30 protein-coding genes and 1 pseudogene are annotated in these 25,043 nt (G+C 69.8%); 14 read left to right on the plus strand and 17 right to left on the minus strand.

All coding sequences use genetic code 11. From position 1 onward, the window contains the following. The first annotated feature begins 337 nt into the window (after positions 1-337). Together E6P78_RS17285 and E6P78_RS17290 are read left to right on the plus strand one after the other, a co-directional pair. Complete coding sequence (locus E6P78_RS17285) at positions 338-1,015, plus strand: response regulator transcription factor (protein WP_018524728.1); 678 nt, start codon at positions 338-340, stop codon at positions 1,013-1,015. A 162-nt stretch (positions 1,016-1,177) separates the two neighbouring features. Then, positions 1,178-2,443: an ATP-binding protein gene (locus tag E6P78_RS17290; protein ID WP_136204484.1), complete on the plus strand. Its 1,266-nt coding sequence runs from the start codon at positions 1,178-1,180 to the stop codon at positions 2,441-2,443. 85 nt (positions 2,444-2,528) lie between these two features. Here E6P78_RS17290 and E6P78_RS17295 read toward each other — a convergent pair whose 3' ends face one another. After that, positions 2,529-3,074, minus strand: a complete 546-nt coding sequence (locus E6P78_RS17295) for a GtrA family protein (RefSeq protein ID WP_136204485.1) — start codon at positions 3,072-3,074, stop codon at positions 2,529-2,531. A 168-nt stretch (positions 3,075-3,242) separates the two neighbouring features. Between E6P78_RS17295 and E6P78_RS17300 the strand changes: the two genes are divergently transcribed. The 3 genes from E6P78_RS17300 to E6P78_RS17310 are packed head-to-tail and all read left to right on the plus strand — an operon-like array spanning position 3,243 to position 6,133. After that, the gene (locus E6P78_RS17300) at positions 3,243-4,394 is read left to right on the plus strand and encodes a 5-(carboxyamino)imidazole ribonucleotide synthase (protein ID WP_240799240.1); all 1,152 of its coding nucleotides are present in this window, start codon (positions 3,243-3,245) and stop codon (positions 4,392-4,394) included. After that, positions 4,391-4,930 (plus strand): 5-(carboxyamino)imidazole ribonucleotide mutase, encoded by a 540-nt coding sequence (gene purE, locus E6P78_RS17305; protein ID WP_136204486.1) that lies wholly within the window; start codon positions 4,391-4,393, stop codon positions 4,928-4,930. Before E6P78_RS17300 ends, purE begins: the two co-directional genes overlap by 4 nt. Positions 4,931-4,936: 6 nt before the next feature. Then, entirely contained in the window at positions 4,937-6,133 is a 1,197-nt protein-coding gene (locus E6P78_RS17310; protein WP_136204487.1) for a dipeptidase, read from the plus strand. 24 nt (positions 6,134-6,157) lie between these two features. Here the strand turns inward: E6P78_RS17310 and E6P78_RS17315 are convergent, their stop codons facing one another. After that, entirely contained in the window at positions 6,158-6,517 is a 360-nt protein-coding gene (locus tag E6P78_RS17315) for a VOC family protein (RefSeq protein ID WP_136204488.1), read from the minus strand. Positions 6,518-6,631: 114 nt separating this feature from the next. Between E6P78_RS17315 and E6P78_RS17320 the strand changes: the two genes are divergently transcribed. After that, entirely contained in the window at positions 6,632-7,141 is a 510-nt protein-coding gene (locus E6P78_RS17320; RefSeq protein ID WP_136204489.1) for a CGNR zinc finger domain-containing protein, read from the plus strand. A gap of 15 nt (positions 7,142-7,156) precedes the next feature. Here the strand turns inward: E6P78_RS17320 and E6P78_RS17325 are convergent, their stop codons facing one another. Further along, positions 7,157-8,500 (minus strand): UDP-glucose/GDP-mannose dehydrogenase family protein, encoded by a 1,344-nt coding sequence (locus E6P78_RS17325; RefSeq protein WP_136204490.1) that lies wholly within the window; start codon positions 8,498-8,500, stop codon positions 7,157-7,159. Between the two features lie 199 nt (positions 8,501-8,699). On the opposite strand from E6P78_RS17325, the gene E6P78_RS17330 reads away from it, so the two are divergent. Beyond that, positions 8,700-9,857 (plus strand): acyl-CoA dehydrogenase, encoded by a 1,158-nt coding sequence (locus E6P78_RS17330; protein WP_136204491.1) that lies wholly within the window; start codon positions 8,700-8,702, stop codon positions 9,855-9,857. A gap of 339 nt (positions 9,858-10,196) precedes the next feature. Here the strand turns inward: E6P78_RS17330 and E6P78_RS17335 are convergent, their stop codons facing one another. From E6P78_RS17335 to E6P78_RS33440, 5 genes and pseudogenes are all read right to left on the minus strand, one after another. After that, on the minus strand, positions 10,197-10,628 hold the full coding sequence (locus E6P78_RS17335; protein ID WP_136204492.1) for a hypothetical protein: 432 nt from the start codon (positions 10,626-10,628) through the stop codon (positions 10,197-10,199). A gap of 73 nt (positions 10,629-10,701) precedes the next feature. Continuing rightward, positions 10,702-11,079 carry a hypothetical protein gene (locus E6P78_RS17340; RefSeq protein WP_240799241.1) on the minus strand — a complete coding sequence of 126 codons (378 nt, stop codon included), beginning with the start codon at positions 11,077-11,079 and terminating at the stop codon, positions 10,702-10,704. A gap of 380 nt (positions 11,080-11,459) precedes the next feature. After that, positions 11,460-12,308 carry a helix-turn-helix transcriptional regulator gene (locus tag E6P78_RS17345; RefSeq protein ID WP_136204493.1) on the minus strand — a complete coding sequence of 283 codons (849 nt, stop codon included), beginning with the start codon at positions 12,306-12,308 and terminating at the stop codon, positions 11,460-11,462. A gap of 26 nt (positions 12,309-12,334) precedes the next feature. Continuing rightward, positions 12,335-12,889: a DUF6879 family protein gene (locus E6P78_RS17350; RefSeq protein ID WP_136204494.1), complete on the minus strand. Its 555-nt coding sequence runs from the start codon at positions 12,887-12,889 to the stop codon at positions 12,335-12,337. Beyond that, positions 12,864-13,120 (minus strand): annotated as a pseudogene (locus E6P78_RS33440) (hypothetical protein). Before E6P78_RS33440 ends, E6P78_RS17350 begins: the two are co-directional and overlap by 26 nt. Before the next feature lie 200 nt (positions 13,121-13,320). Here E6P78_RS33440 and E6P78_RS17360 point away from each other — a divergent pair. Then, on the plus strand, positions 13,321-13,521 hold the full coding sequence (locus E6P78_RS17360; RefSeq protein WP_240799243.1) for a hypothetical protein: 201 nt from the start codon (positions 13,321-13,323) through the stop codon (positions 13,519-13,521). 341 nt (positions 13,522-13,862) lie between these two features. On the opposite strand, the gene E6P78_RS17365 is transcribed toward E6P78_RS17360, so the two are convergent. From E6P78_RS17365 to E6P78_RS17395, 7 genes are all read right to left on the minus strand, one after another. Beyond that, positions 13,863-14,291: a hypothetical protein gene (locus tag E6P78_RS17365; protein ID WP_136204495.1), complete on the minus strand. Its 429-nt coding sequence runs from the start codon at positions 14,289-14,291 to the stop codon at positions 13,863-13,865. 15 nt (positions 14,292-14,306) lie between these two features. Further along, positions 14,307-14,753: a hypothetical protein gene (locus tag E6P78_RS17370; protein WP_240799245.1), complete on the minus strand. Its 447-nt coding sequence runs from the start codon at positions 14,751-14,753 to the stop codon at positions 14,307-14,309. 62 nt (positions 14,754-14,815) lie between these two features. Beyond that, positions 14,816-15,667 carry a helix-turn-helix transcriptional regulator gene (locus E6P78_RS17375; RefSeq protein WP_136204496.1) on the minus strand — a complete coding sequence of 284 codons (852 nt, stop codon included), beginning with the start codon at positions 15,665-15,667 and terminating at the stop codon, positions 14,816-14,818. Continuing rightward, the gene (locus tag E6P78_RS17380; RefSeq protein WP_136204497.1) at positions 15,643-16,170 is read right to left on the minus strand and encodes a DUF6879 family protein; all 528 of its coding nucleotides are present in this window, start codon (positions 16,168-16,170) and stop codon (positions 15,643-15,645) included. The genes E6P78_RS17375 and E6P78_RS17380 overlap by 25 nt, the downstream gene beginning before the upstream one ends. After that, positions 16,154-16,345: a hypothetical protein gene (locus E6P78_RS17385; protein WP_136204498.1), complete on the minus strand. Its 192-nt coding sequence runs from the start codon at positions 16,343-16,345 to the stop codon at positions 16,154-16,156. Before E6P78_RS17385 ends, E6P78_RS17380 begins: the two co-directional genes overlap by 17 nt. Positions 16,346-16,422: 77 nt before the next feature. Beyond that, positions 16,423-17,304: a helix-turn-helix domain-containing protein gene (locus tag E6P78_RS17390; RefSeq protein ID WP_136204499.1), complete on the minus strand. Its 882-nt coding sequence runs from the start codon at positions 17,302-17,304 to the stop codon at positions 16,423-16,425. A gap of 302 nt (positions 17,305-17,606) precedes the next feature. Next, the gene (locus tag E6P78_RS17395; protein ID WP_136204500.1) at positions 17,607-18,032 is read right to left on the minus strand and encodes an ATP-binding protein; all 426 of its coding nucleotides are present in this window, start codon (positions 18,030-18,032) and stop codon (positions 17,607-17,609) included. A 162-nt stretch (positions 18,033-18,194) separates the two neighbouring features. On the opposite strand from E6P78_RS17395, the gene E6P78_RS17400 reads away from it, so the two are divergent. The 5 genes from E6P78_RS17400 to E6P78_RS17420 are packed head-to-tail and all read left to right on the plus strand — an operon-like array spanning position 18,195 to position 21,057. After that, a complete protein-coding gene (locus tag E6P78_RS17400; RefSeq protein WP_136204501.1) occupies positions 18,195-19,076 on the plus strand; it encodes a helix-turn-helix transcriptional regulator in 882 nt (293 codons plus the stop codon). Continuing rightward, positions 19,073-19,282: a DUF397 domain-containing protein gene (locus tag E6P78_RS17405; protein WP_136204502.1), complete on the plus strand. Its 210-nt coding sequence runs from the start codon at positions 19,073-19,075 to the stop codon at positions 19,280-19,282. The genes E6P78_RS17400 and E6P78_RS17405 overlap by 4 nt, the downstream gene beginning before the upstream one ends. A 9-nt stretch (positions 19,283-19,291) precedes the next feature. Then, positions 19,292-19,750 (plus strand): hypothetical protein, encoded by a 459-nt coding sequence (locus E6P78_RS17410; RefSeq protein WP_136204503.1) that lies wholly within the window; start codon positions 19,292-19,294, stop codon positions 19,748-19,750. Positions 19,751-19,759: 9 nt separating this feature from the next. Continuing rightward, on the plus strand, positions 19,760-20,254 hold the full coding sequence (locus E6P78_RS17415) for a hypothetical protein (protein ID WP_136204504.1): 495 nt from the start codon (positions 19,760-19,762) through the stop codon (positions 20,252-20,254). Beyond that, entirely contained in the window at positions 20,251-21,057 is an 807-nt protein-coding gene (locus E6P78_RS17420; protein WP_136204505.1) for a class I SAM-dependent methyltransferase, read from the plus strand. The genes E6P78_RS17415 and E6P78_RS17420 overlap by 4 nt, the downstream gene beginning before the upstream one ends. Before the next feature lie 227 nt (positions 21,058-21,284). On the opposite strand, the gene E6P78_RS17425 is transcribed toward E6P78_RS17420, so the two are convergent. Beyond that, positions 21,285-22,622: an LCP family protein gene (locus E6P78_RS17425; RefSeq protein ID WP_136204506.1), complete on the minus strand. Its 1,338-nt coding sequence runs from the start codon at positions 22,620-22,622 to the stop codon at positions 21,285-21,287. A gap of 119 nt (positions 22,623-22,741) precedes the next feature. Here E6P78_RS17425 and E6P78_RS17430 point away from each other — a divergent pair, with 119 nt between their 5' ends. After that, entirely contained in the window at positions 22,742-23,290 is a 549-nt protein-coding gene (locus E6P78_RS17430) for an acyl-CoA thioesterase (protein ID WP_136204507.1), read from the plus strand. 217 nt (positions 23,291-23,507) lie between these two features. Here E6P78_RS17430 and E6P78_RS17435 read toward each other — a convergent pair whose 3' ends face one another. Next, positions 23,508-24,869 (minus strand): LCP family protein, encoded by a 1,362-nt coding sequence (locus E6P78_RS17435; RefSeq protein ID WP_136204545.1) that lies wholly within the window; start codon positions 24,867-24,869, stop codon positions 23,508-23,510. Between the last annotated feature and the right edge of the window lie 174 nt (positions 24,870-25,043).

Raw genomic sequence — 25,043 nt, forward strand, 5'->3', positions numbered from 1 at the left:
CCCACCGCGACGGGATCCACACCCGGGACGCGCTCATCGGCGTCCGGGCCCGGCCCACAGGTCATTCACTGAAACTTCCGGGCCGGCGGGTACCGGCCCCGCACACGAAAGAGACCCTTGGCGCTCAGAGCTGCCCAAAGGTCCTTGAGTAGTGCAATAGGCGTCGAGACACCATACGACACGACAGAGACCGATATGGAAGGACTTGAGAGATGGATCACAGGCCCAGGTGCAACCACACTCCCACATTCGAAGGTCCCCGCGGTAACAGGGTGCGGACCCGCAGGGCTTTTGGATCACCTCCCTCCCCGTCCGTCGCGCGGACTACCATCAGTGCATGACCCGTGTACTGCTCGCCGAGGACGACGCATCCATCTCGGAACCGCTGGCCCGCGCCCTGCGGCGGGAGGGTTACGAGGTCGAGGTGCGGGAAGACGGCCCGACCGCTCTCGACGCCGGCCTCCAGGGCGGCATCGACCTGGTCGTGCTCGACCTGGGGCTGCCCGGGATGGACGGCCTCGAAGTCGCCCGCAGGCTCCGCGCCGAGGGCCACACCGTGCCGGTCCTGGTGCTGACCGCCCGCGCCGACGAGGTGGACACGGTCGTCGGGCTCGACGCGGGCGCCGACGACTACGTCACCAAGCCCTTCCGCCTCGCCGAACTCCTCGCCCGGGTACGGGCCCTGCTGCGGCGCGGCGCCACCGAGCCCGCCCCCCAGCCCGCCACCCACGGCGTCCGCATCGACGTCGAGTCGCACCGCGCCTGGATGGGCGACGAGGAACTGCAGCTCACGGCCAAGGAGTTCGACCTGCTCCGGGTCCTGGTGCGCGACGCGGGCCGGGTCGTCACCCGCGACCAGCTGATGCGCGAGGTCTGGGACACCACCTGGTGGTCGTCGACCAAGACCCTCGACATGCACATCTCCTGGCTCCGCAAGAAGCTCGGCGACGACGCCGCCAACCCGCGCTACATCGCCACGGTCCGGGGCGTCGGCTTCCGCTTCGAGAAGAGCTGACGTACGCCGTCCGAGCCCCTGGCCCCTAGCCCCGAGCTCAGGGCCCAGAGCTCCGAAGCCCCGGGCCCGCACCCAGCCTCGGGCCCGGGCACCACGCACCCAGCCCCGGGCACCACGCACCACGAGCACGCCATCCGCACGAGCTGACGTACAGAAGCAGGCATGCGCCGACGACTGATCAACTCCACCCTCGCCGTCGTGCTCGTGGTGATCGCCGTCTTCGGCGTCTCCCTCGTCCTCGTCGAGACCCGCACCATCAGCAGCAGCGCCCAGGAAAGCGTCGACTCCGAGGCGCTGCGGCTCATCAGCGTCATCGAGAGCCGGCTCCTGGGCGCCGAGCGGATCAACCCCAAGGTGCTGGCCGAGCAGGTCGACGACAAGCGGTACGCCCTGGTCAAGATGGACGGCCGCGCCCCCATCGAGGTCGGCGAGCGCCCCAGCGGCAGCGTGATCACCGCGACGGAGACGGGGGAGCACGGCGAGAAGGTCACCATCGAGGAGTCCCGGTCCGCCGTCACCCGCGAGGTCGGCCGCACGCTGATGATCATCGGGGCGGTGGCGCTGCTCGCCATCGTCTCGGCCGTCCTCCTCGCCGTACGCCAGGCCGACAAGCTGGCCTCGCCGCTCACCGACCTCGCCGAGACCGCCGAGCGCCTGGGCTCCGGCGACCCCCGGCCACGCCACCGGCGGTACGGGGTGCCGGAGCTGGACCGCGTCGCGGACGTCCTCGACGCCTCCGCCGAACGGATCGCCCGGATGCTCACCGCGGAGCGCCGGCTCGCCGCCGACGCCTCCCACCAGCTCCGTACGCCGCTCACGGCCCTGTCCATGCGGATCGAGGAGATCTCCCTCACCGACGACCCGGAGATCGTGAAGGAGGAGGCGCACATCGCCCTCACCCAGGTCGAACGGCTCACGGACGTGGTGGAGCGGCTGCTGACCAACGCCCGCGACCCCCGGACGGGCTCCGCGGTCGTCTTCGACCTGGACGAGGTCGTCAAGCAGCAGATCGAGGAGTGGCGCCCCGCCTACCGGGGTGAGGGCCGCGCCATCGTCTGCTCCGGCAAGCAGGGGCTGAGCGCCGTCGGCACCCCGGGCGCGGTCGCCCAGGTCCTGGCCGCGCTGATCGAGAACTCACTCATGCACGGCGGCGGCACGGTCGCGCTGCGCACGAGGGTCACCGGCAACCAGGCGGTGATCGAGGTGACCGACGAGGGCCCCGGCGTCCCCGCCGACCTGGGCGCGCGGATCTTCGAGCGGACCATCAGCGGCCGCAACTCCACGGGCATCGGCCTCGCGGTCGCCCGCGACCTCGCGGAGGCGGACGGCGGCCGGCTGGAACTGCTCCAGCAGCAGCCGCCGGTCTTCGCGCTGTTCCTCAGCCGAGTGGCCCTGAACAGGAAGGAACCGGAACGCCCGGTGAGGTGAGGGAAGAGGTGAGGGAAGCGGTGGGCGGCACTGTCCAGCCCGTCCGGCGATTGAGGACAAGACGTCCGCCCGGACGCTCCGCGCCCTACCGATGAGCAGTGTCCGCCTCGACCCGCACCGTGGGGCCCGGCACGGAAACGTGCCCACTCACGACGGCTCCTTTGTCGGCCACCGCCTCCGACTCGTCGGAGACCGGCTCCGGAAGCGCCTTGAAGACCCACGTCCGGTAGGACCAGAAGCGGAACAGCGTCGCGATACCGATGCCGAGGATCTTGAAGACGTTGCTCTGCATCGGGCTGTTCCAGCCGAACCCGTACGTCGCCACGTACAGCACACCGGTCTCGATGACCGCGCCCACCGCACTGAACAGCAGGAACAGCGTCAGCTCCCGGGTGCGGCCGGACTTGTCGCGGTCGCGGTACGTCCAGTAGCGGAAGCCCACGTAGTTGAACAGGATGGCGACGAACGTGGCGAGCAGGCCCGCGCGCACCGTCGGGATGTCCGTGTAGCGCCACAGCAGGTTGGACACGGCGATGTTGACCACCAGACCGACCGCGCCGACCACGCCGAACTTGGCGACCTCCCGGGCCAGCAGCTCCAGCCGGGCCCGCAGTGCGCCTCGTTCGCTCATGTGATCGCTCAGCCCGTCCGTCGGTTCCGCTCCATGTTCCGTCAACCCGGCCATGCTAACCAGGACACCCGGCGGACGCTTGTGCGTACCGGCGCTGGTGTGGCGAGTCCGTGCCGGGCCGGGCCCCCGCCCCGGGCCGCCCACGGGCGTTGCGGATACCCTGGAGGCGTGACGTTCCCGGTAGTCGGCATGGTCGGTGGCGGTCAGCTCGCCCGTATGACCCACGAGGCGGGCATCCCCCTCGGCATCAAGTTCAAGCTCCTCAGCGACACCGCTCAGGACTCCGCGGCCCAGGTGGTGGGCGAGGTCGTCGTCGGCGACTATCGCGACCTGGAGACGCTGAGGGCCTTCGCGCGCGGCTGTGACGTGATCACCTTCGATCACGAACACGTGCCGACCGAGCACCTGCGGGCCCTGGAGGCGGACGGCATCCCCGTGCGCCCCGGCCCCGACGCTCTGGTGCACGCCCAGGACAAGGGGGTGATGCGCGCGAAGCTCACCGAGATCGGCGCGCCCTGCCCCCGCCACCGCGTCGTGAAGGACCCGGCCGACGCCGCGGCCTTCGCCGAGGAGGCGGGAGGCTTCCCGGTCGTCCTCAAGACCGTGCGCGGCGGCTACGACGGCAAGGGCGTCTGGGTGGTCCGCTCCGAGGCGGACGCGGCCGAGCCCTTCCGGGCCGGTGTCCCGGTCCTCGCGGAGGAGAAGGTCGACTTCGTACGGGAGCTGGCGGCCAACATCGTCCGCTCACCGCACGGCCAGGCCGTCGCCTACCCCGTCGTCGAGTCCGTCCAGGTCGACGGCGTCTGCGACACGGTGATCGCCCCCGCCCCCGAGCTCGACGAGCGCCTCGCCGGCGAGGCCCAGCAGCTCGCGCTGCGGATCGCCGCCGAGCTGGGCGTGGTCGGCCACCTCGCGGTCGAGCTGTTCGAGACCCGTCGCGACGACGGGACCCCTGGCATTCTCGTCAACGAACTGGCGATGCGCCCGCACAACTCCGGGCACTGGACCCAGGACGGCGCGGTGACCTCGCAGTTCGCCAACCACGTCCGGGCCGTCCTCGACCTCCCGCTCGGCGACCCGCGCCCCCGCGCCACCTGGACGGTCATGTGCAACGTCCTGGGCGGCGACTACCCGGACATGTACCAGGGCTACCTGCACTGCATGGCCCGCGACCCGCAGCTCAAGATCCACATGTACGGCAAGGACGTGAAGCCCGGCCGCAAGGTCGGCCACGTCAACACCTACGGCGACGATCTGGCGGACGTGCGCGAGCGCGCCCGGCACGCGGCCGACTACCTGCGAGGAACGATCACCGAATGACTTCCCCCGCCTCCACCGCACCGGTCGTCGGCATCGTCATGGGCTCGGACTCCGACTGGCCCGTCATGGAAGCGGCGGCCAAGGCGCTCGACGAGTTCGAGATCCCGTACGAGGTCGACGTCGTCTCCGCCCACCGCATGCCGCGCGAGATGATCGCGTACGGCGAGAGCGCGGCGGGTCGCGGCCTCAAGGCGATCATCGCGGGCGCGGGCGGCGCCGCCCACCTGCCCGGCATGCTCGCCTCGGTCACCCCGCTGCCCGTCATCGGCGTACCGGTCCCGCTGAAGTACCTCGACGGCATGGACAGCCTCATGTCGATCGTCCAGATGCCCGCCGGCATCCCCGTCGCCACCGTCTCCATCGCGGGCGCGCGCAACGCGGGCCTGCTCGCCGTCCGCGTCCTCGCCGCGCACGACCCCGAGACGCAGCGCCGGATGACGGACTTCCTGGGCGACCTGAACGACCAGGCGACCGAGAAGGGCAAGCGGCTGCGCCACAAGGTCGAGGGCGCGGACTCCTTCGGCTTCGGGAAGTAGGGGACGATGGCGGACCGACTGGACCGGGCACGGGACCTCCTCGCCGAGTACCCCGTGGTCGACGGCCACAACGACCTGCCGTGGGCGCTGCGCGAGCAGGTCGGCTACGACCTGGCCGCCCGCGACATCGCCACCGACCAGTCGGCCCACCTGCACACCGACATCCCCCGGCTGCGGGCCGGCGGCGTCGGCGCCCAGTTCTGGTCCGTCTACGTACGGTCCGACCTGGCGGGCGACGCCGCCGTCAGCGCCACCCTGGAACAGATCGACGCCGTCGCCGAACTCCTCGACCGCTACCCCGCCGACCTGCGCCGCGCCCTGACCGCCGACGACATGGAGGCGGCCCGCGCCGAGGGCCGCATCGCCTCCCTGATGGGCGCCGAGGGCGGCCACTCCATCGACAACTCGCTGGGCACCCTGCGCGGCCTGTACGCCCTCGGCGTCCGCTACATGACGCTCACCCACAACGACAACATCGCCTGGGCGGACTCGGCGACCGACGAGCCGGGCGTAGGCGGCCTCTCGCCCTTCGGTCACGAGGTCGTACGGGAGATGAACCGCACCGGCATGCTGGTCGACCTCAGCCACGTCGCGGCGACGACGATGCGCGACGCGCTCGCCACCTCCACCGCGCCGGTGATGTTCTCGCACTCCTCATCACGGGCCGTCTGCGACCACCCGCGCAACATCCCCGACGACGTCCTCGCGCAGCTCCCGGCCAACGGCGGCATCGCCATGGCCACCTTCGTACCGAAGTTCGTCCTGCCGGAGGCCGTCGCCTGGACGCACGCCGCCGACGAGAACCTGCGCGCGAACGGGCTGCACCACCTGGACACCACCGAGCGCGCGATGAAGGCGCACGCCGCGTTCGAGGCGGCCAACCCCCGCCCGAAGGCGACCGTGGCCACCATCGCCGACCACCTCGACCACATGCGCGAGGTCGCGGGCGTCGACCACATCGGCATCGGCGGCGACTACGACGGCACCGCGTTCCTGCCCCAGGGCCTGGAGAGCGTCGCCGGCTACCCGAACCTGATCGCGGAGCTGCTGCGCCGCGGCTGGTCCGCCGCCGACCTGGCCAAGCTCACCTGGCAGAACGCGGTACGGGTGCTGCGCGCCGCCGAGGACGTGGCACGGGACCTGCGCACGCGCCGCGGCCCGTCGCACGCCACGATCGAACAGCTGGACGCCCCGGCGGGCTGAGCCACGGGGGCGTCCTCACGCTCCCTAACAGGCGCAGAGGCAGAACGGGTGCCCCGCCGGGTCGGCGTACACCCGGAAGGACCGCTCCCGGTCGTCCGCCTCCAGCACCGTCGCGCCGAGCGCCAGGACCTCGCGCTCCGCCGCGTCCAGGTCCGTCACGGTCAGGTCCAGGTGGACCTGCTGCGAGGCGTCGGGGCGCGGCCACTTCGGCGGTACGAAGCCGGGTGCCGCCTGGAAGGCGAGCGAGGTGCCGGTGATCCCCGTGAGGTCCACCCAGTCCTCCCGCTGCTCGACCTCGCCGCCGAGCAGCGCGGCGTAGAAGTTCGCCAGGGCGACGGGGTCGGGGCAGTCCAGGACGACGGCACCCAGTGCGGCCACAGCCATGTTGCTTCTCCTCGGGCAGATTCGCGGGCAGATGACGGACAGGTGGTTACCGCTAAAGCCGCTGAACCGGTAACCGTAACTGCATGCTGCCGCACCGGAGGTACCGTCGCAACCATGAATGAGAGGGATTCCGCACCCGGCGGGCTCGCGCTGGTGGAAGCGCTGGTCAACACCCTGGACGTCGAGACCGGTGCGGACACCCTCGACACGGCGGACGGGCGCGCCGCGTTCGCCCTCGCGGAACCGGACGTGCCGGCGGCCCGCGCCCTGCGCGAGGCCCTGCGCGCGGCGTGCCTGGCCCACGCCGGACACCGCGAGGAGGGCGACTGCGACCTCGTACTGGACCGGCTGCTGGCCGATGCGCCCCTGCGCGTCACCGTGGACGCGGCGGGAGGGGCCGCGCTGTGCCCGGTGGAGGAGCCGCCCGGTCTCGCGGCACGGATCGCGGCCGCCATCGCCGCCGCGTCGGCCGACGGCACCTGGGCCAGGCTCAAGGCGTGCGAGGCGGCGGACTGCCGGTGGGCGTACTACGACCGCAGCCCGGCGGGGCGCCGCCGGTGGTGCTCGATGTCGGTGTGCGGCGCCCGCGCGAAGATGCGTACGTACCGCGCGAAGCGCGGCTGAGGACGGCGGAGCCGGTCAGGCTTTCGGGCGGCCCATGGCCCGGTAGGTCCAGCCGGCCTCGCGCCACACGACGGGGTCCAGCGCGTTGCGCCCGTCGAGGATGATCCGGCGGCCCGCCACCGCGCCGAGCGCCTCGGCGTCCAGCTCGCGGAATTCGCGCCACTCCGTCAGGTGCAGCACCACGTCGGCGCCGCGCACCGCGTCCAGGGCGCTGTCCGCGTAACCGAGGGTGGGGAAGAGGCGGCGGGCGTTCTCCATGCCCTTCGGGTCGAAGACGGTGACCTGCCCGCCCTGGAGGTGCACCTGCCCCGCGACGTTGAGCGCCGGCGAGTCGCGTACGTCGTCCGAGTCCGGCTTGAACGTGGCACCCAGCACGGCGACCCGCTTGCCGAGGAAGGAGCTACCGCCCACAGCCTCGCGGGCCAGCTCCACCATGTGGCCGCGGCGGCGCATGTTGATCGAGTCGACCTCGCGCAGGAACGTCAGCGCCTGGTCGGCGCCCAGCTCACCGGCGCGGGCCATGAACGCGCGGATGTCCTTGGGCAGACAGCCGCCGCCGAAGCCGATGCCGGCCCGCAGGAATTTCTTCCCGATGCGCTCGTCGTGCCCGATCGCCTCGGCGAGCTTGGCCACGTCGCCGTCGGCGGCCTCGCAGACCTCGGCCATGGCGTTGATGAAGGAGATCTTGGTGGCGAGGAAGGAGTTGGCTGCGGTCTTCACCAGCTCGGCGGTCGGGAAGTCCGTCACGACGAACGGGGAGCCCTCGGCGACCGGTACGGCGTACACCTCGCGCAGCAGCTTCTCGGCCCGCTCGCTCCTCGTACCGACGACGATCCGGTCCGGGTGCAGCGTGTCGTTCACGGCGAAGCCCTCGCGCAGGAACTCCGGGTTCCACGCCAGCTCCGCGTCGGCGCCCACGGGGGCCAGCTCGGCGAGGCGCTCGGCGAGCCGGGCCGCGGAGCCGACCGGCACGGTGGACTTGCCGACGACGAGGGCGGGCCGGGTCAGCAGCGGGGCGAGCGAGTCGAAGGCGCTCTCGACGTAGGACATGTCGCAGGCGTACTCGCCGTGCTTCTGCGGGGTGTTGGTGCAGACGAAGTGCACATCGCCGAACTCCGCCACCTCTTCCCACGAAGTGGTGAACCGCAGCCGTCCGGTGGCGCCCTCGATGCCGGCGACATGCCGCTTCAGCAGCTCCTCCAGCCCGGGTTCGTACATCGGGACCCGGCCGGCCGACAGCATCTCGATCTTCTCGGGCACGACGTCGAGTCCCAGGACCTCGAAGCCCAGTTCCGCCATGGCCGCGGCGTGCGTGGCGCCGAGATAGCCGGTGCCGATCACAGTGATCCTGAGGGCCATGTAGTGCTCCTGTGAGATGCGGACAGACGTGCGGTGAATGAGCATAGTCCTGCCCCTGAAACCTCCCATTTCCGGCTGTCGCTCCGGCTGTCGCTCCGGCTGTCGCGAAGCTCACGGCCCGAGCGCGTATGCCGGAGACGGGGCGGGCGCCTAAAATTGGGTTACTTAACGGTAGTTAGCACCCTGGGGAGTGAGCGTCTTGGCGGGTTCGACCGATTTCGACCTGTACCGTCCGGCCGAGGAGCACGAGATGCTCCGTGAGACGGTGCGTGCGCTCGCCGAGGCGAAGATCGCCCCGTTCGCGGCCGCGGTCGATGAGGAGGCCCGCTTCCCGCAGGAGGCGCTGGACGCCCTCACCGCCGCCGATCTGCACGCGGTCCACGTACCGGAGGAGTACGGCGGCGCAGGCGCCGACGCGCTCGCCACGGTCATCGTGATCGAGGAGGTGGCCCGCGCCTGCGTCTCCTCCTCCCTGATCCCGGCCGTGAACAAGCTCGGCTCCCTCCCGGTGATCCTGTCCGGCTCCGAGGCCCTGAAGAAGAAGTACCTGGGCCCGCTGGCCAAGGGTGACGGCATGTTCTCGTACTGCCTCTCCGAGCCGGACGCGGGCTCCGACGCCGCCGGCATGAAGACCCGCGCGGTGCGCGACGGCGACTCCTGGGTCCTCAACGGCGTGAAGCGCTGGATCACCAACGCGGGTGTCTCCGACTACTACACGGTCATGGCCGTCACCGACCCGGAGAAGCGCTCCAAGGGCATCTCGGCCTTCGTCGTCGAGAAGTCCGACCCGGGCGTCTCCTTCGGCGCCCCGGAGAAGAAGCTCGGCATCAAGGGCTCCCCGACGCGCGAGGTCTACTTCGACAACGTCCGCATCCCCGCCGACCGCATGATCGGCGAGGAGGGCACCGGCTTCGCCACCGCGATGAAGACCCTGGACCACACCCGCATCACCATCGCCGCCCAGGCCCTCGGCGTCGCCCAGGGCGCGCTGGACTACGCCAAGGGCTACGTCCAGGAGCGCAAGCAGTTCGGCAAGCCGATCGCCGACTTCCAGGGCGTGCAGTTCATGCTGGCCGACATGGCGATGAAGCTGGAGGCGGCCCGCCAGCTCACGTACTCGGCCGCCGCCAAGTCCGAGCGCGTCGACGCCGACCTCACGTTCTTCGGCGCCGCAGCCAAGTGCTTCGCCTCCGACGTCGCGATGGAGGTCACCACGGACGCGGTCCAGCTCCTGGGCGGCTACGGCTACACCCGGGACTACCCGGTCGAGCGGATGATGCGTGACGCCAAGATCACCCAGATCTACGAGGGCACGAACCAGGTCCAGCGCATCGTGATGGCCCGCAACCTGCCGTAACTGGGTTTCCCCGAGTCAGCTGGTTTCTCGGGTGATCGCGGAGCGGCTGCCGGCTTCCGGTCCGTTCGGGGCCGTTCCGGACTGATCCTGGGCGTCATGCTGGGGGAATACTGGGCGGGGACTGGGCGCGGAACGGGTGCTGACCTGTATGGACGAGAAGGCCCCCGGCGCGATGCCCAGGTTCAAGGGGGCGTCGCAACACCACTTGGTTTTAGGTGGTGAGTAGATCGCGTAGACGTTCGGCCGGGGTATCCCGGCCGAACGTCTTGCGTGGGCGGCCGTTGAGTTCCTGATGGACGTTCGGGCCCCGGGTCGCTTCGAGGCACCAGCGCTACCGAGCTACGCTCGGTAGCGCGAAGGGCGCTCGGCTACCTGGTCAGGGCTGAGGTCGTCCACGGCCAGGTTGCCGGTCCACAGGTGGTCTCGGTTGGCGTAGGTGGTTTTGAATCTGACGCGCTTCCCACCGGCCTTCAGCTTCCAGCCCCGGTCATGGAACTGCGCGATACGGTCGCTTCCGCAGACGAACGCCCGGGTTGCCTGGTTCAGAATCCACTGTGCGAGTTCGGTGTCCTTGGCTGCGGGCCTGCCACAGGAGCGGGCCATCTGCCACAGCCGTGGCCACTCGACAGCAGGGGTCAGGGGGCCGATTACGGCCACGTCCCCGATCCGTCGTTCGTCAAGATGGTGTGTGGCGGAGCCGAAGACCGTGCCGAACATCGCGAACACCGTGACCCGACTTCGTCCGGTCAGGCTCTCGTCATTGCTGCTCATCTTTGGAACCCCTGGCTGTGGTGGTCCGGGCGCCTTAGCCACGCCCGGACCGCTTCCGTTCAGTGAGAGTGGGTCAGCAGCCGTCGCCGTCACCGCAACACGCGGGCGGGTTGCAGTCCTTCGCCGCGCCCCACAGACGGTCATCGACGTGGAACCCGGCCGCCCTGACGCGGTCCACCACGGCACCGATCAGCGGGCGGGTGCGGACGGTGGCCTTGGGCTCATGTCCGAGGAAGAACCCGAACTGTTCCTCGCACCACGTGGCGTACGCCTGGGTGTGGAGCACAAACGAGTGCCATCCGGGGTCCACGGTGTCGGACGGGGTCATGTCGAACGCGCGAGTGTCGCCCATGACCTTGAGGAAGGCAAGGGCCTGGTCCACGATCCGGCGGGCAGCGGACAGCTCGTGTCCGTACTCCTCCGCGCAGAACTCCGACACCTTCTCGAACAACTCGGCACTGACAAGGTCCCGCCCGTGCCGTAAGGCGACGGGGGGGTTCCAGCATGGTTGTCACAGTGAGATTCCCTCTCTCGACGGTTGGGGGCTGGCTACGCGGCGGGCGGAGGCGGGCACTTGTCTCCGCCGTCCTCGGGCTTGTCGCGGGCAGTCATGCTGCACATCCTGATCTGCCGCGCGCACTCGGGGGAACCGGCCGCCGGCCGGGGCGAGGGGGGTCCGTCCGCGTAGGCAGCGTCACCGTTGGTTCGTGCCACCGATTCGGTTCCGTCGTCATTACGCCGCGCCCTTCCGATCGCTTCCGAGGCCGATGGAATGACCCTAGAAAGCGGGGAACGGAGCGGGCCACGGTCTTGCACGAGCTTGCACACGAACTAACCGAGAGATGTGATCGCATCCGAGATCAGAGCACGGGCGGGTGCACCGTAGACAGCGAGCTTGGACAGCTCGGAGAACGCCTTGGCGTATGTGGCAACCTCGCTGGGCGCCGTGACGTTCACTGCGGCCGTGAGCAGCTCCACGCTCGCTTGGCGTCCGTCGAAGAGATAGAAGGCTTCCAAGGGCCAGACAAGCCGCTGGGCCGTGAAAGGGATTACCCCGAGGCTCACGTTTGGAAGCGCCATGACGGCCAGCAGGTAGCCGAGCTGTCCAGCCATGGCGGGCGCGTCGCCAATGCGATAGCGGAGCACCGTTTCTTCCAACAGGAGAGCGAAGCGGTGGTTGCCGTCATGGAGCACGTGTGAACGCTCGATGCGGGATGCTGCCGCCGTCTGCGAGTCGTCAGGGGTTCCTTGGAAGGTGGCAATGGTCGAGAGCAGAGCTGCCGCGTACGCCTCGGTCTGGAGCATGCCCGGTACTACGTTCGAGCAGTACACGCGGAAGTGGTGGGTCTGCTCGTAGAGAGGGACGATCTCCTTCTGTGCCCGGCGCATGCCGTGCCGGTGCAGCTTTTGCCAGTGGACGTACATTTGGTCGGCTTGGCGGTTCGCCGCGATCAGATCGTCTGTTTGGTCGTCTGCTCCGCACGCTTTGCACCAGGCGCGGATGTCGGCGGCCGACGCAGGGGTCTTGGCCCGCTCAATGCGGGAAGACTTCGCGGGACTCCAGCCACACCGAAGAGCCAACTCATGCCCGGTCAGCTCCGCGTCTTTGCGTAGGCCTCCGAGACGGGCGGCGATGGCTTCACGGGCGGCCTGGGCACTGGACGAGGGGGACGCGGACATGAGTGGGATCTTCGTTTTCCGTCAGGTCAGACCGTGTACTTCTCGTGCGGGATGCCTCGCTCCCAGACTGCCTCGAACGCAGCTGAGGCCAGACGTGTCACGGCGGGTTCGGAACGCACCTCCCAGCCGGGCTCGGACCAGTTCCCATTACCGGAGAAATGGTTGAAGAGCGCGATCCCTCCGTCGAACACCCAGCAGTCGTTTCCGGGAAGCGCGATGTCGGAAGCCTGCCGCCTGGGCAGCCAGCGCACCTGCTCCCCGGCGTGAAGGTTGACCACAGTGCCGGCGTGAAGGTTGACCACAGTGCCGGCGTGCTCGTACCGGATGTAATCCGTTACGGGTTCCGATACGACGCGGGCGCGGCGGACGGTCACGCCTCGGGCCACGGTGCTGCGAATCAAATCAGCCCACGGCGTCCAGTAGGTGGACGCCGGGTCGATGTCGCGCATGCCCGTACGCTTCCAGGTCTCGAAGTCCTCCGCCTCATCACCCACGCCGTACGAGTCGCGCAGCTCCAGGTGCACAGCCGAGTGCTTGGCTGCGGCCAGCAACTCGTCAAAGCCCGGCTCGTTCTGCGACATCGCACGCCTTCCTGAGCATCGGCACCATACGGGCCGGAATCCGAATTACGGCTTCGTGCGGCGGGATGCCCGGAGCGTGCCCGGGGACCTCGAACGCCGCGCACTCCGCCTCTAGCCTCTCGTCCGGCTTCCAGCCTTGAAGCACCAGCTCCCCCTTTCCTCGTCCACCCATACGGTGGGGGAGCCCTGCTGCCCGGTGTCTGGATCAATCCCGATGAACCGTAGTGCCATGGCTGCCTCCGGTGTCGAGTGGCTTGCGCCAGCTTGCACAAGCGTCATCCCTACACGGCAGGAGCGTCAAGGGGGCCGCTGGAGCCCCGCAGGCCGGGGTGGCGGGCGCCACAGCGGCCTGACCGTAACGGCACCGCTCGCACGCGGCAGCGGCGGGGGTTCTGCTGGATGCGCTGCGCGACGCGAGCGAGCGACGCCAGGTGATCGCGACGAGTCACAGCCCCGACCTGCTGGACCGCCACGACTTCGAGCTTTCCCAGCTGCGCGCAGTGCGCTCGACAGGTGGCGAGACGCGGATCGGGCCGCTTGACGCAGCAGGGGCGCTGGCCATGCGGGAACAGCTCTACACACCAGGAGAACCGCTGCGGACGGACCAGTTGCTGCCGAAGGCCACTCAGTGACCGTGCCTGTGGTCGCCCCGATCGTATAGGGGCATGGAGAGGTAACAGCGGTACGCGAACTCATCACGGGGATCGCTGCAGAACTCAACGGCACATATGCGGAGGTTGCCCAGCCCTTTCGCCTCGATTCCGGAAAGATGCGCAGGCCGGACGAGCTGGGTAAGGATCGATCCCGCGCGGTGGAACTCCTGATCCGCTAGTCCCTACTTCTTCGGCGAGGGCCGCCGACGCGAGGTCCCTTCCTGGTGAGGGCGGTGGCCGGTACGGGAGGCGGGACATCGACGCCGAGCACCTCGGAAACCCGGGAGAGCAGGCCCGGTGCCGGGCAGCGGAAGGCGCGGTCAGGCGGGGTAGAGCGTGTGCCGTTCCGAGATCTGGTCGGTGGCGAGCCCGTCGATGGTCATGTTTCCCGTCCAGAGTTGGTCACGGTTGGCGTACGTCGAATCGAACCGCACGCACGTGCCGCCGGGGGCCAACGTCCATCCCCGCTCGTGGAACTGCGCGATGCGCTCACTACCGCACACGAACGCCCGAGTGGCTTGGGTCAGCACCCATCGGGCCAGTTCGGTCTCGCCTGCCGTGGGCCGTCCGCAGTGGCGGGCCATCTGCCACAGGCGCCCCCAATCGAGGCCGGGAGTCAGCGGGCCGACGACGGCGACGTCCCCGATCCGACGTGCGTCGAGGTGGTGGGTGGCGTACCCGAAGACCACGCCGAACATCACGAATACGGTGACTCTGCTGCTGCCGGTCAGACCGGCTCCGGATACCACGGGCGGCACCTGCGCTCAGCAACCGTCGCCGTCGCCGCAACAGGCCGGAGGATTGCAGTCCTTCGCCACGTCCCACATCCGCTCGTCGACGTAGAAGCCGGCTGCCTTGACTCGCTCCACCACGGAGCCGATCAGCGGGCGCGTGCGGATGGTGGCCCCTGGTTCGTGGTCCAGGAAGTAGCCGAACTGCTCCTGACACCAGGCGGCGTAGGCGCGGGTGTGGAGCGCGAACGAATGCCAGCCCGGATCGACAATCCGGGACGGCGTCATGTCGAACGCGCGGGCGTCGCCCATGACCTTGAGGAAGGCAAGGGCTTGGTCCACGATATTTCGGGCCGTGCACATTTCGTGCCCGTACTCCGCGGCGCAGAATTCGGACACCTTATCGAAAAGCTCGGGAGTTACGAGATCGCGGCCCCGTCGCAAGGCGGCCGAAGTCTCCACCGTGGCTGTGGTCGTCATGAGTGCGCCCTTCGTCACTTCGGGAATGGACGACTCATCGTGACCGGGCGCGGGGTCGCGTTCTAGTCGGTTTCCTGTTCGCGCAAAAGCTCGTCCCGGATTCTTCCGACCAGGGCTCGCATCTCTTCACCGGAACAGGCGGATGCCCTGAAGCCATCGAACTTGGATACGTACAGGGCGATATCCCTGGGGTCGGTTACCACTGTCTCGGCGTGGACCGTCTCGATGGCTACCGTGCGGTCATCCTTGATTGAGAACGAATGGCCCGGAAAATCATGCTGCGGGGCCGACAACTCGACCACTCGGATGTCCACATTGGGCAGTCGGGACGTCGAGATGATCCGATCGAGCTGTCCCACCAGCACCAGGGGCGGAACGATCCGCCACCGGAGGACCGATTCCGTGATGATGAAACGGAAAGTCTTGCCTTCCGAGTAAAGGACACTCTGCCGTGCCAGTCGTGCGCCGATCGTGCGCTCCAGCTGGGCTTCGCTCAAGTTCCGGCGGGCGAAGACCGCCCTGACGTATTCGGGGGTCCGGAGCAGGCCGGGGACGAGGGAGGGCTGGAACAGGCGCAGCAGTGTGGTCTGTGATTCGAGGGCCTGCACCTGCTGTTGTTTGCGGTTGTAGCCCAGACGGCGGATCAACCGCCACGCCGTGGCTTCCGTGGCCGCCTGCCTGGCCGCTGCCATGTACTCGGCCTTTGCCTCATCCGATACGCCTATGGCGGTGAGGATGCAGTCGACGTCGGTGACGCTCGGGGCCGTGTTCCCGTTCTCGATCTTCGACAGCTTGGACCGGGACATGGCGGCGCCACGGGCAACCGCTTTTGCTTCGAGTCCGGAGGACTCCCGAAGTGCCCGTAGCGCCGGTCCAAGGCTGTGTTTGTTCACTCGCCGTACTTCGACCACCATTCAGTGAAGGGGACGGCGTGTTCCATCGCCTTGTCCCTGAACGCCAGAAACTCGGGCAGTCGTTCCTCTCCGGGGAATACAGTGCCGGTATACCTGCCGTCCTGCGTGTAGCTCATCGTCCCGACAGCTCGCTCGTCGAACATCCAGAAATCCGGTGCATCCGTGATCGGGTTGTCCCGACCAGTCGTGTCCAGGATGTAGAACTCCTCACCGGCGGTCATATTGCGGCGGTATCCCCAGGATAGTTCGAAGCGTAGATACTCCGTCAGTGGGCGAACGAGGACGTGTACGCGGTAGATCCGCTTCCCTGCCCGGACCGCGTTCCCCACAGTTGTGAGCCAGCCGGCTGTTCTGTAACTCTCCGGCTGCGGTTCTCCCGCCAGAAACGCCTGGTAGGCATCGACCCCGCCCGATTTGCTGTAATCGTCCAGCGTCTCAAGGCGGAACGCTTCTCGTTCGAAGTCTTCGAGCCAGTCTCCGAGGGACTTAGACGAGGTTGTCACGCATGGCCTTTCGGATGAGCTCGACCGGAATTTCCACCAGCGTCTCGTGAGCGGGGACATTCAGCCCGTGGTCGGCTAAACGGCTGCCCTGGACGGCAAGTGTTCCCCGGTCCGTGGCGTAGATCGCAGGGCACTCGCCCTCGTCGCACTGGCCGACCAGTCGTGTCAGCTTCACGGAGTCTCCTTATGGACGAGTGCGGTGATCCGATGCTTGCTGTCCCGTCGCCCGGGAGCAAGAGGGTGGAGTTTCCGTTACTGGAAACCGCCGGTCCGGCAGTCGCGGCAGGGCCCCGGGGCCGGGGCGCGGAAGGCGCGGTTGCAGTCGTCGCAGTTCTGGAGGGGGATCACGGGCGGCGGCGCCGGGCGTTGCGCGGTGAGGTCCGCCGGGGCCGGGAGCGGGGGCGGCCGGAGGGTGGTGATCCGGTGGCGGAGGAGCCTCGCCGGGTGCGTGACCGGTGTGGGGAGGGACGTGCTGAGAGCACGACGGATGGTGTCCGGGTGTGCTTCGCGTTCCAGCCAGGCGGCGATGCCCGGGGCGAGGGCGGCGATGTCGGCCTCGGAGAGCGTCAGTTCGGGGGCGTGGCGGCGGAGGTCCGCGAGGAGCAGGGCGGCGGTCCGGTGGAGGGCGTCGGTGGGGGTGCGGGGGTGGGGGAGCGGCCCCGGGAGCGTCGTCCTGGCTGCGGGGGCGGGCGGGGTCGTCGGCGCGGCGGTGGGCTTCGGCTCGGGCAGGGGGCGCGGCGGTTGCGGTGCGGGGCGCGTTGGGGTGGTGCCCGGGCGGTTGTACGACTCCGTGCGCGTCACCACGCGGCCGTCCCTGAGGCGTACGCGGGTGCGGCGCAGGTAGCCCGCCGCCTCCAGCTCGCGCAGGGCCGCCGCGATGCGCATCTCGCTCTCCGGGAAGCGGGCCGCGAGCGTCTTGACGCCGACCTTCGCGCCCTCGGGCAGCGACTGGATGTGGACGGCAAGCCTGATCGCCAGGAGGGAGAGCGCGTCGTGCTGGGCCAGGTGGTTGCCGATGACCGTGAAGCCGGACGCGTGACGGGTGTTGACGTGGATGACACCGGAGGTCGGTGTGACGTCGCCGGGAGGGCCGGGCGGGGCGCACGGGGGCGCGATAACCTGCTGGGCAGTCATCGGGAAGGTCTCTTCTTCCTCGGTGGTCAGGCCCCGGCCGGGGTTCTCAGTCCTGGTCGGGGCCGACTCGTGTCTGGGTTGTTGCGGCGAGCATATGCCCGACAAGCCGCCTAAAAACCAGCCCAGTTGCCATTTGTCACCCGCGCGAGTGATGAGGGTTCGTACGGGGGCCGGGTGGGGTGGGGTTGGGTTCTTTTCCCGGTTTCTTCCAAAGCATTTGATGTCGTGGCGCACCGGGTCGCGGGTTTCCGCGACCCCATGTACGAGGTCGCGGAAACCCGCGACCCGGTGGGCCGATCGCGTCACGGTACGAGGTCGAGTTCGGCCCACACCGTCTTGCGCGGAACCGGCCCCGAGGTCACGCCCCAGCGGTCGGACAGGGCCTCGACGATCAACAGGCCCCGCCCGCTCTCCGCGTGTTCGCCGGGTACGGATGCCACGGGCAGGCAGTCGCCCTTCGTGTCCGTCAGCTCGATCCGGAGCACGGTGTCCTCGCGGACGGCTACGGCCAGTTGGAAGTCCCGGCCCGGCACCCTCCCGTGCATCGCCGCGTTCGCCGCCAGCTCCGCGACGATGTGCGCGGCCGGCTCCGAGGGCACGCCCCAGAGGTCCAGATGCGCCACGGCGAGCAACCGGGCGAGCCGGGCGCCCCGGCGGGTGGGGGAGAGCAGCACGGTGAACGCGCGCTCAGTGGTGGGCCGTTGGAGGCCGGCAATTTGTTGGTTCACATCACTCAGCGTGGCCGCGTCTGCGTACCGTGCACAGTGACCGAGCCCTTGCGTACGGTGACTGTCCGGTGCTTGTCCGGCGTTGTCCGGGCTGTCCGGAGTGACGTGTGGGGACGGGGGCGGTTGAGGAAGAACGGCACGCACGTCGGAAGTGGGGCACGGATGAGTGTGGACGCGGTCGGCAAGGACCGGAGCGCCAACGGTGAGTCGGACGAGCACGGTTGGGACGTCGATCCCGAGGACGAGTCGGGCGCGGCGGTGGTCGCCGCCGTTGGCCGTCAGCTCAAGGTATGGCGCGAGGCGGCGGGGCTGCGCGCGGCGGAGTTCGGGGCGCTGATCGGGTACGGAGAGGACCTGATCTACAAGGTCGAGGGCGGCAGGCGCATCCCCCGGCCCGAGTACCTGGACAGGTCGGACGACGTCTTGGGCGCGAACGGCAAGATCGCCGTGATGAAGCAGGACTTGGCGGTGGTCCGGTACCCGAAGAAGGTCCGGGATCTGGCGAAGATGGAGGCGCTCGCCGTTGAGATGGCGGTGTATGCCGAGCACGGCATCCACGGTCTTTTGCAGACGGAGGGGCATGCCCGTGCGCTGCTGGAGACGCGGCAGCCGTCCTATTCGCGCGACGAGGTGGAGCGTGGGGTGGCGGCCCGATTGGCTCGACGCTCGATCTTCGACCGTACACCGGCCCCGGCGCTCAGCTTCGTCCTGGAAGAGGCTGCACTGCGTCGGCCCATCGGCGGCAGAATGGAGTGGCGAAGGCAGTTGGAACGCCTGCTTGCCATTGCACAGTTGAGAAACGTGTCGCTTCAGATCATGCCCCTCAACTGCGAGACTCATCCTGGGCTGGACGGTGGGATCGAGGTGTTGAAGTTCGGGGACGGTACGGCTGTGGGTCGTTCGTGGGGTGCGTTCAGCGGGCGCCCCGTCACCGACCCGAAGCAGCTCCGAATCCTGGAACTGCGGTATGGCATGATCCGGGCCCAGGCCCTGACGCCAGCGGAGTCACTGGCCTTCATCAAGCAAGTGCTGGGAGAGACATGACTGACAATCCCTCCGCCGGGGACGCTTCTGCGATGAACTGGTTCAAGAGCAGCTACAGCGACAGCAGCAGCGGCAATAACTGCGTCGAGGTCGCCACCGTCCCCAGCGCGGTCCTCGTGCGCGACTCCAAGGACGCCCACGGCCCCCGCCTCGCACACGCTCCGCGCGCTTGGGCAGCCTTCGTCGCGTACGCGGCACAGGGCTGAGGGGCCCGCGTGGCGCATCCTCATCTGCCCTCCACCGAAGCCGCCGTCACCGCTGTGCGCGAGGTCGCGCGGGCGTACAACCTGGAGATGACCGTCACCGACGACATCGGGACCGACCGGACGTCCCGGCGCACGTCGGCGGGGGCCTTTGCCGTGGTCGACGCGGACGGGTCGCTGCCGCACGAGGCGTTCATCGAGCTGGGCGGGGCGCCCGCCGTCACCGTGCAGGTCTTTCCGGAGGACGACGCGCGGATCACCGTGGACGGGGTGGCGATCGACGACGTGCCCCGTGACTCCGTGCCCGCGTTCCTGCGGTCCGTGTACGGCGGGCTGGCCTACGTGAAGGGCCGGCTCTTCACGCGGGGGTATTGGCTCGTCGTGCCGTTGCCCGGGGACGAGACGTACAAGGAGCTCGTGCCGCGCGCCATCCTCAGCCCCTGGCTCTCCCGTAACCTCCGCAGCCGCTGAGGGGGCCCGGTGGGGGAGGACATCGAGAAGCTGACGCGGCTCTTCGAGGCGCTGGGGGCCGAGGATGCCGAGGGGTGGGCCGAGTCGGAGGCCGAGGAGGGGCTGCCGCAGCTCGCCCGGTACCGGTTCCTGCGCATGGTCTGGCAGGACATCGACGCCTGGAGCACCACCGCGCCCCGCTGGGTGGCCGCCTACCGTGAGGAAGGGGTGGCCGGCGGGGCCGTGGAGCGGGCCGTCCGGCTCGGGCTGACGGCCGTGGAGCTGGGCGAGATCGCCCGCGAGGTCGCCAGGGAGACGGCGTTCGCGCTGCTCCAGGGAATCGATGATCCGGAGCGGGGCGATGTGCCGCGTGAGGTGGAGGGGCGGTTGCCCGGGTGGTTCCTGGGGGAGCTGTCCGGCCGGGGCGAGGCCACCGGGCGCGCCCTGGGCTCGCTGCACGAGGACCTGAACGAAACGGAACCGCAGTCCCCTACCAGCAGCAGCGCCGGAGGCGACACCGTATGACCGCGTTCGACGTCAGTGAGCGGCGGATCTGGGACGGGCGGGCCGAGAGCTACGCCCGCACCTTCGCCCGGCTCTGCGTCCACACCGTGCCCGCCCTGCTGGACGCCGCCGAGGTGCGGGACGGAACCCGTCTGCTCGACGTGGGGTGCGGCAGCGGCAGCGTGACCGTCGCCGCCCTCGCCCGGGGCGCGGTCGTCCGGGCGGTGGACGCCGAGCCTGGCATGGTCGAGGCGACCCGGCGGGCGGCGCCCGGGGTCTCGGTGCGCGTCGGCTCGCTGCCCCAGCTGCCGTACGCCGACGGGGAGTTCGACGCCGTCGCGGCCAACTTCGTCCTCAACCACGTCGGCCGCCCGCTGGACGCCCTGGTCGAGCTGCGCCGGATCACCCGCCCCGGCGGCCGGGTCGCCGTCACCGTCTGGCAGGCGCCCGGCGGCCCGGGGCAGGCTCTGGTCGGGCGCGCCGCCGAGGCCGCCGGGCTGACCCGGCCCGACTGGCTGGCCACCGTCGACGCGGAGCACATCTTTCCCCGCACCCCGGACGGGCTGGACGCCCTGCTCACGTCCGCCGGGCTCGGGGACGTACGAAGCACATCGCACGCCTGGGACCACCGGGCCGACCCGGAGGACTGGTGGGCGGGGCCCGCCGCCGGGGTCGCCGCGATCGGCCGGCTGGTCACCAGCCGGGGGTCGGAGGGCGTGGCCGCCGCCAAGCGCGAGTACGACGTGCTGTGCCGGGAATTCCTCGCGGACGACGGGCTGCTGGTGCTGCCGCACGTGGCGGTGCTGGGACGAGGGACGGCGTAGGAACCGCCCGGGCACGTCCCCCGGTACACCGCCCGGGGGGCGTCTTCCGATATACCGTCCGGGCGCGTCCCCGCACGGCGTCCGGCACATGCGAGAGGACCCGTACGGCGCCCGCGCGCATGCGAAGGGGCCCGTACGGCGAAACCGACGCTGTTGGTCGAATTAACCAACAGCGTCGGCGAAACCGTCCGGGCCCCGAGAGGCGCACGCGCGCGCCCGCGCCCGCCTCAGTTCCCCGTGACCGTGACCTTCTCGTCGTTGTTGAGCTGGTCCACCAGCTGCTTGACCTTGGCCTTGTCCCAGACCAGGTTGCCGCCGACGGAACCGGAGATCGGCATGTTCAGCGAGGTGCCGTCGCCGCCCGTGACGTCCTTCAGGGCGAAGAACATCTTGCCCAGGGACCACAGCGACATGTCCTTGTCGACGATCAGCGTGTCCAGGCCGGAACCCAGCGTCGGGTACAGCTTGAACGGGTTGATGATCGTGGAGAAGGTCGCCGTCTGGCTGGCCAGGGCCGCGAGGAACTTCTGCTGGTTCTTCGTACGGTCCAGGTCCGAGGTGAAGGCGTGGCGGGTGCGGACGAAGGCCAGGGCCTCCTGGCCGTTGAGGGTCTGCTTGCCGGCCTGGAAGTCGGCGCCGGAGTACTTGTCCTTGAACGCCTTCGGGATGTCCAGCTCCACCCCGCCGATCGAGTCCACGATCTTGGCGAAGCCGCCGAAGCCGATCTCGACGTAGTGGTCGATGTGCAGGCCGGTGTTGAACTCGACCGTGCGCACCAGCAGCTCCGGCCCGTCCGTCGCGTACGCCGCGTTCAGCTTCGTCGTGCGGCCCGTGGCCTCGTACTTCTTGCCGGACTCGGAACCGACGAAGGAGGGGATCTCGACGTTGGAGTCGCGGGGCAGCGAGACCAGCGTCGGGCCGTTGCCGCCGTCGTGCAGGATCATCATCGAGTCGGTCCGCTTGCCCTCGGCCGAGCCCGTGTGGAGCCGCTTCTTGTCCTCGGCCGTCATGCCCTCGCGGCTGTCGGAGCCGACGATCAGGTAGTTCGTCCCGTCGCCGCCCTTCGGCCGCTCGATGACCTTGGACAGGTCGACATCGCGGTTCAGCTTGGAGTCGGCCCAGAAGTACGTGCCCACGGAGACGCCGAGCACCGCGACGACCAGGACCAGCGCGCCGATCTTGATCCGGCGGGCCCAGTTGGGTGCGGCCCCCGGGCGGCCCTGGACGTAACCCCGGTCAGCGCCGGCGCCACCGGGGCCACCGGGGCCGCCGCCGTGACCCGCGCCACGGCCGCCGTTTCCGCCGCCGTAGACCTGGCCCGTGTTGTATCCGCTGTCGTACTGCGGCTGACCGTCGTCGTAGCCGGCCGGCTGCTGCGGCACCGGGCGCTGCCTCGGCGGCGCGGGGCGCTGCCTCGGCGGCGCGGGGCGCTGCTGCGGCGGGGCCGGGCGGCGCTGGACGTGCGGCATCGAGCGGGCGCTCTCGGGCCGCTCGTTCGCGCTGCCCTGCCCGTAGCGGTTACCGCTGCGGTCGTCGTCGGTCCAGCCGTCGGGCCAATCGTTCATAGGGACCAGTGTGCAGGTCGGGGCCGTTCCTCTTACAGGGTGTGAGGAAAATCGGACCAGGGCTGTTGCGAAGCTGATGCATTGCGACGCCTCCCAAGCCCACGCATAAGGTGGACGGTATGACAGATCAGGCTCCGCGCCCGGAGAGCGACATTCCGGCCAAGCCCACCGCGGCCTCCCGGACCACCCTCAGCCACATCATGACCGGCAGCGACACCAATCTCCTGGGTACGGTGCACGGCGGCGTGATCATGAAGTTGGTCGACGACGCGGCGGGCGCCGTGGCCGGCCGGCACTCCGGCGGGCCAGCAGTCACCGCCTCGATGGACGAGATGGTCTTCCTGGAGCCGGTCCGCGTCGGCGACCTCGTGCACGTGCGGGCCCAGGTCAACTGGACCGGCCGCTCCTCCATGGAGGTCGGCGTCCGGGTCATGGCCGAGCGCTGGAACGAGTCGACGCCGGCGACGCAGGTCGGCAGCGCGTATCTGGTGTTCGCGGCGGTCGACGCGGACGGGCGGCCCCGCCCCGTACCGCAGGTCGTCCCGGAGACGGAGCGCGACAAGCGGCGCTACCAGGAGGCCCAGATCCGCCGCACCCACCGGCTGGCCCGCCGCCGCGCGATCCGTGAGCTGCGGGAGAAGCGGGTCGCAGACGGCATCGAGGACTGAGGGGGCGGGACCGGGCGGGGCGCCCGGCATCCGGCGTGAGCGGTACGTCCCAGCCCGCCGGGCGATTGAGGGCGGAACCGGTTCGCCGGGGGGCGGGGTCTTGCCGGGGGCCGGGGCCTTTGGCGGGCCCGCACCGCAGAGCGCGGGGTTCACCCCCGACCGGTTCCGTCCTCAAGCGCCGGACGGGCTGGGGTTGCCCGCCCGGCCCGCCCCCCGCTTACGGGCACACCACCTCGTCCCCCTTGACCGCGCCGAACTTCCCGGAGTCCGGCTCCTCCGCGTGGACCGGCCGCACCTTGTGGTAGTCCTCGCCCGCCGTCACCTTCATCGTCGCCCCCTGCCCCGGCACCGCCCGCAGCTCCGCCCCCGGCAACGCCGCCGCCAGGGTCTTCGCGGAGCGGTCCCAGCGCGGGTCGTACGTGACCAGCGTGTGCTTGAGGTCGCGCTGCGGTGAGGTGAGCGGGGCGCGGGTGGTGTCGAAGCCGGTGGCGTGCAGCGCGGCGTCGACGGTGGAGCCGAGGCCGTCCTTCTCGGTCCCGTTGTAGACCTGGACCCGGATCTGCTGCGGCGGCACGTCGACCTTCTTCGCGGCGGCCTGCGCGGCGGGCCGGGCGGTCGTGAGGGGTTTGTCCTCGCGCAGGGCGGTGAACAGCTGCTTCGACTTGACCGGGTCCCATTTGACCGTGGAGCCGATGCCCTTGACCTGGTAGGCGACATCGCCCATCGGCACCGAGGTGAACTCGGACGAGGCGGGGGAGAAGCCGCGCATCGCCTGGCCGATGGAGAGCAGTTGCTCCGTGTCGAAGCCCTTGTCCGCCCGTACCGACTTCAGCATCGTCGAGGCGACCTCGCGGAACTTCACCGGGTTCAGGAGGACCCCGCTGCTCGTCGCCTGCTTGATCAGCGAGGCCATGAACTTCTGCTGGCGCTGCATCCGGCCCAGGTCGGCGGCCCCGTCGATGTGCCGGGAGCGTACGAACTGGAGCGCCTGGCCGCCGTCCAGCGTGTGGGTGCCGGCCGCGAGGTCCAGGCCGGTGTAGGAGTCCTTCAGCGGCCGGGCGGTGCAGATCCTCACACCGCCGAGGGTGTCGACCGTCGTCATGAAACTGGTGAAGTCGACCTCCAGGTAGTGGTCGATCTTGACGGCGGTCATCTGCTCGATCGTGCGCACGGTGAGGCTCGGACCGCCCTCCGCGTACGCCGCGTTCAGCTTCACCGGATGCGCCGCGTGCTCCTCGCCGGTCGTCCGGTCCCGGTGCGCGGGGACCTCCGCGTAGCTGTCGCGCGGCAGGCTGACGACGCTGGCGCGCTGCTTGTCCGCCGACAGGTGCACCAGCATGATCGTGTCCGTGCAGTGGCAGGGCTCGCCGCCCAGCCGGTACTTCCGCTTCTCGTCCTTGGTGATCTTGTCGCGCCCGTCGGTGCCGACCAGCAGCAGATTCATGCCGTGTCCGCCCGCGGGCCGGTTCTTCATGTCCTTGAACGGGTCGATGCGGTCGATCCCGCTCTCCAGGTTCGTCACGACCGCGTGCCCGATCCCGCCGGCCCCGAGCACGAGCACGGAGAGCCCGGTCGCCACCCGCGTGCCCCAGCGCGGCCGCTCGTCCGGCCGTCTCGGCCGCCTGCGCTGCGGGGAGGCGGTGCGGGGCCTGGGCGGACGGGGGGAGCGGTGCGGCGTGGGCACGGGGGGACACCTCCGCGGTGCGAGGGGGACCGTTCGCACGGTAGGCCCATATGATCTGCATCCCGGGAG

It is taken from the genome of Streptomyces sp. A0958 (assembly GCF_004795035.1).
In the GTDB taxonomy this organism is placed as follows: Bacteria; Actinomycetota; Actinomycetes; order Streptomycetales; family Streptomycetaceae; genus Streptomyces.

Coding starts and splice junctions, on each gene's coding strand:
- E6P78_RS17315 (WP_136204488.1), bottom strand. CDS start 6,517: ATGGCTGTGGCCGCACTGGGTGCCGTCGTCCTGGACTGCCCCGACCCC.
- E6P78_RS17345 (WP_136204493.1), bottom strand. CDS start 12,308: ATGTCCGCGTCCCCCTCGTCCAGTGCCCAGGCCGCCCGTGAAGCCATC.
- E6P78_RS17370 (WP_240799245.1), bottom strand. CDS start 14,753: ATGACGACCACAGCCACGGTGGAGACTTCGGCCGCCTTGCGACGGGGC.
- E6P78_RS17350 (WP_136204494.1), bottom strand. CDS start 12,889: ATGTCGCAGAACGAGCCGGGCTTTGACGAGTTGCTGGCCGCAGCCAAG.
- E6P78_RS17390 (WP_136204499.1), bottom strand. CDS start 17,304: ATGACTGCCCAGCAGGTTATCGCGCCCCCGTGCGCCCCGCCCGGCCCT.
- E6P78_RS17405 (WP_136204502.1), top strand. CDS start 19,073: ATGACTGACAATCCCTCCGCCGGGGACGCTTCTGCGATGAACTGGTTC.
- E6P78_RS17375 (WP_136204496.1), bottom strand. CDS start 15,667: ATGGTGGTCGAAGTACGGCGAGTGAACAAACACAGCCTTGGACCGGCG.
- E6P78_RS17285 (WP_018524728.1), top strand. CDS start 338: ATGACCCGTGTACTGCTCGCCGAGGACGACGCATCCATCTCGGAACCG.
- purE (WP_136204486.1), top strand. CDS start 4,391: ATGACTTCCCCCGCCTCCACCGCACCGGTCGTCGGCATCGTCATGGGC.
- E6P78_RS17295 (WP_136204485.1), bottom strand. CDS start 3,074: ATGAGCGAACGAGGCGCACTGCGGGCCCGGCTGGAGCTGCTGGCCCGG.
- E6P78_RS17420 (WP_136204505.1), top strand. CDS start 20,251: ATGACCGCGTTCGACGTCAGTGAGCGGCGGATCTGGGACGGGCGGGCC.
- E6P78_RS17430 (WP_136204507.1), top strand. CDS start 22,742: ATGACAGATCAGGCTCCGCGCCCGGAGAGCGACATTCCGGCCAAGCCC.
- E6P78_RS17320 (WP_136204489.1), top strand. CDS start 6,632: ATGAATGAGAGGGATTCCGCACCCGGCGGGCTCGCGCTGGTGGAAGCG.
- E6P78_RS17325 (WP_136204490.1), bottom strand. CDS start 8,500: ATGGCCCTCAGGATCACTGTGATCGGCACCGGCTATCTCGGCGCCACG.
- E6P78_RS17425 (WP_136204506.1), bottom strand. CDS start 22,622: ATGAACGATTGGCCCGACGGCTGGACCGACGACGACCGCAGCGGTAAC.
- E6P78_RS17290 (WP_136204484.1), top strand. CDS start 1,178: ATGCGCCGACGACTGATCAACTCCACCCTCGCCGTCGTGCTCGTGGTG.
- E6P78_RS17310 (WP_136204487.1), top strand. CDS start 4,937: ATGGCGGACCGACTGGACCGGGCACGGGACCTCCTCGCCGAGTACCCC.
- E6P78_RS17335 (WP_136204492.1), bottom strand. CDS start 10,628: ATGAGCAGCAATGACGAGAGCCTGACCGGACGAAGTCGGGTCACGGTG.
- E6P78_RS17400 (WP_136204501.1), top strand. CDS start 18,195: ATGAGTGTGGACGCGGTCGGCAAGGACCGGAGCGCCAACGGTGAGTCG.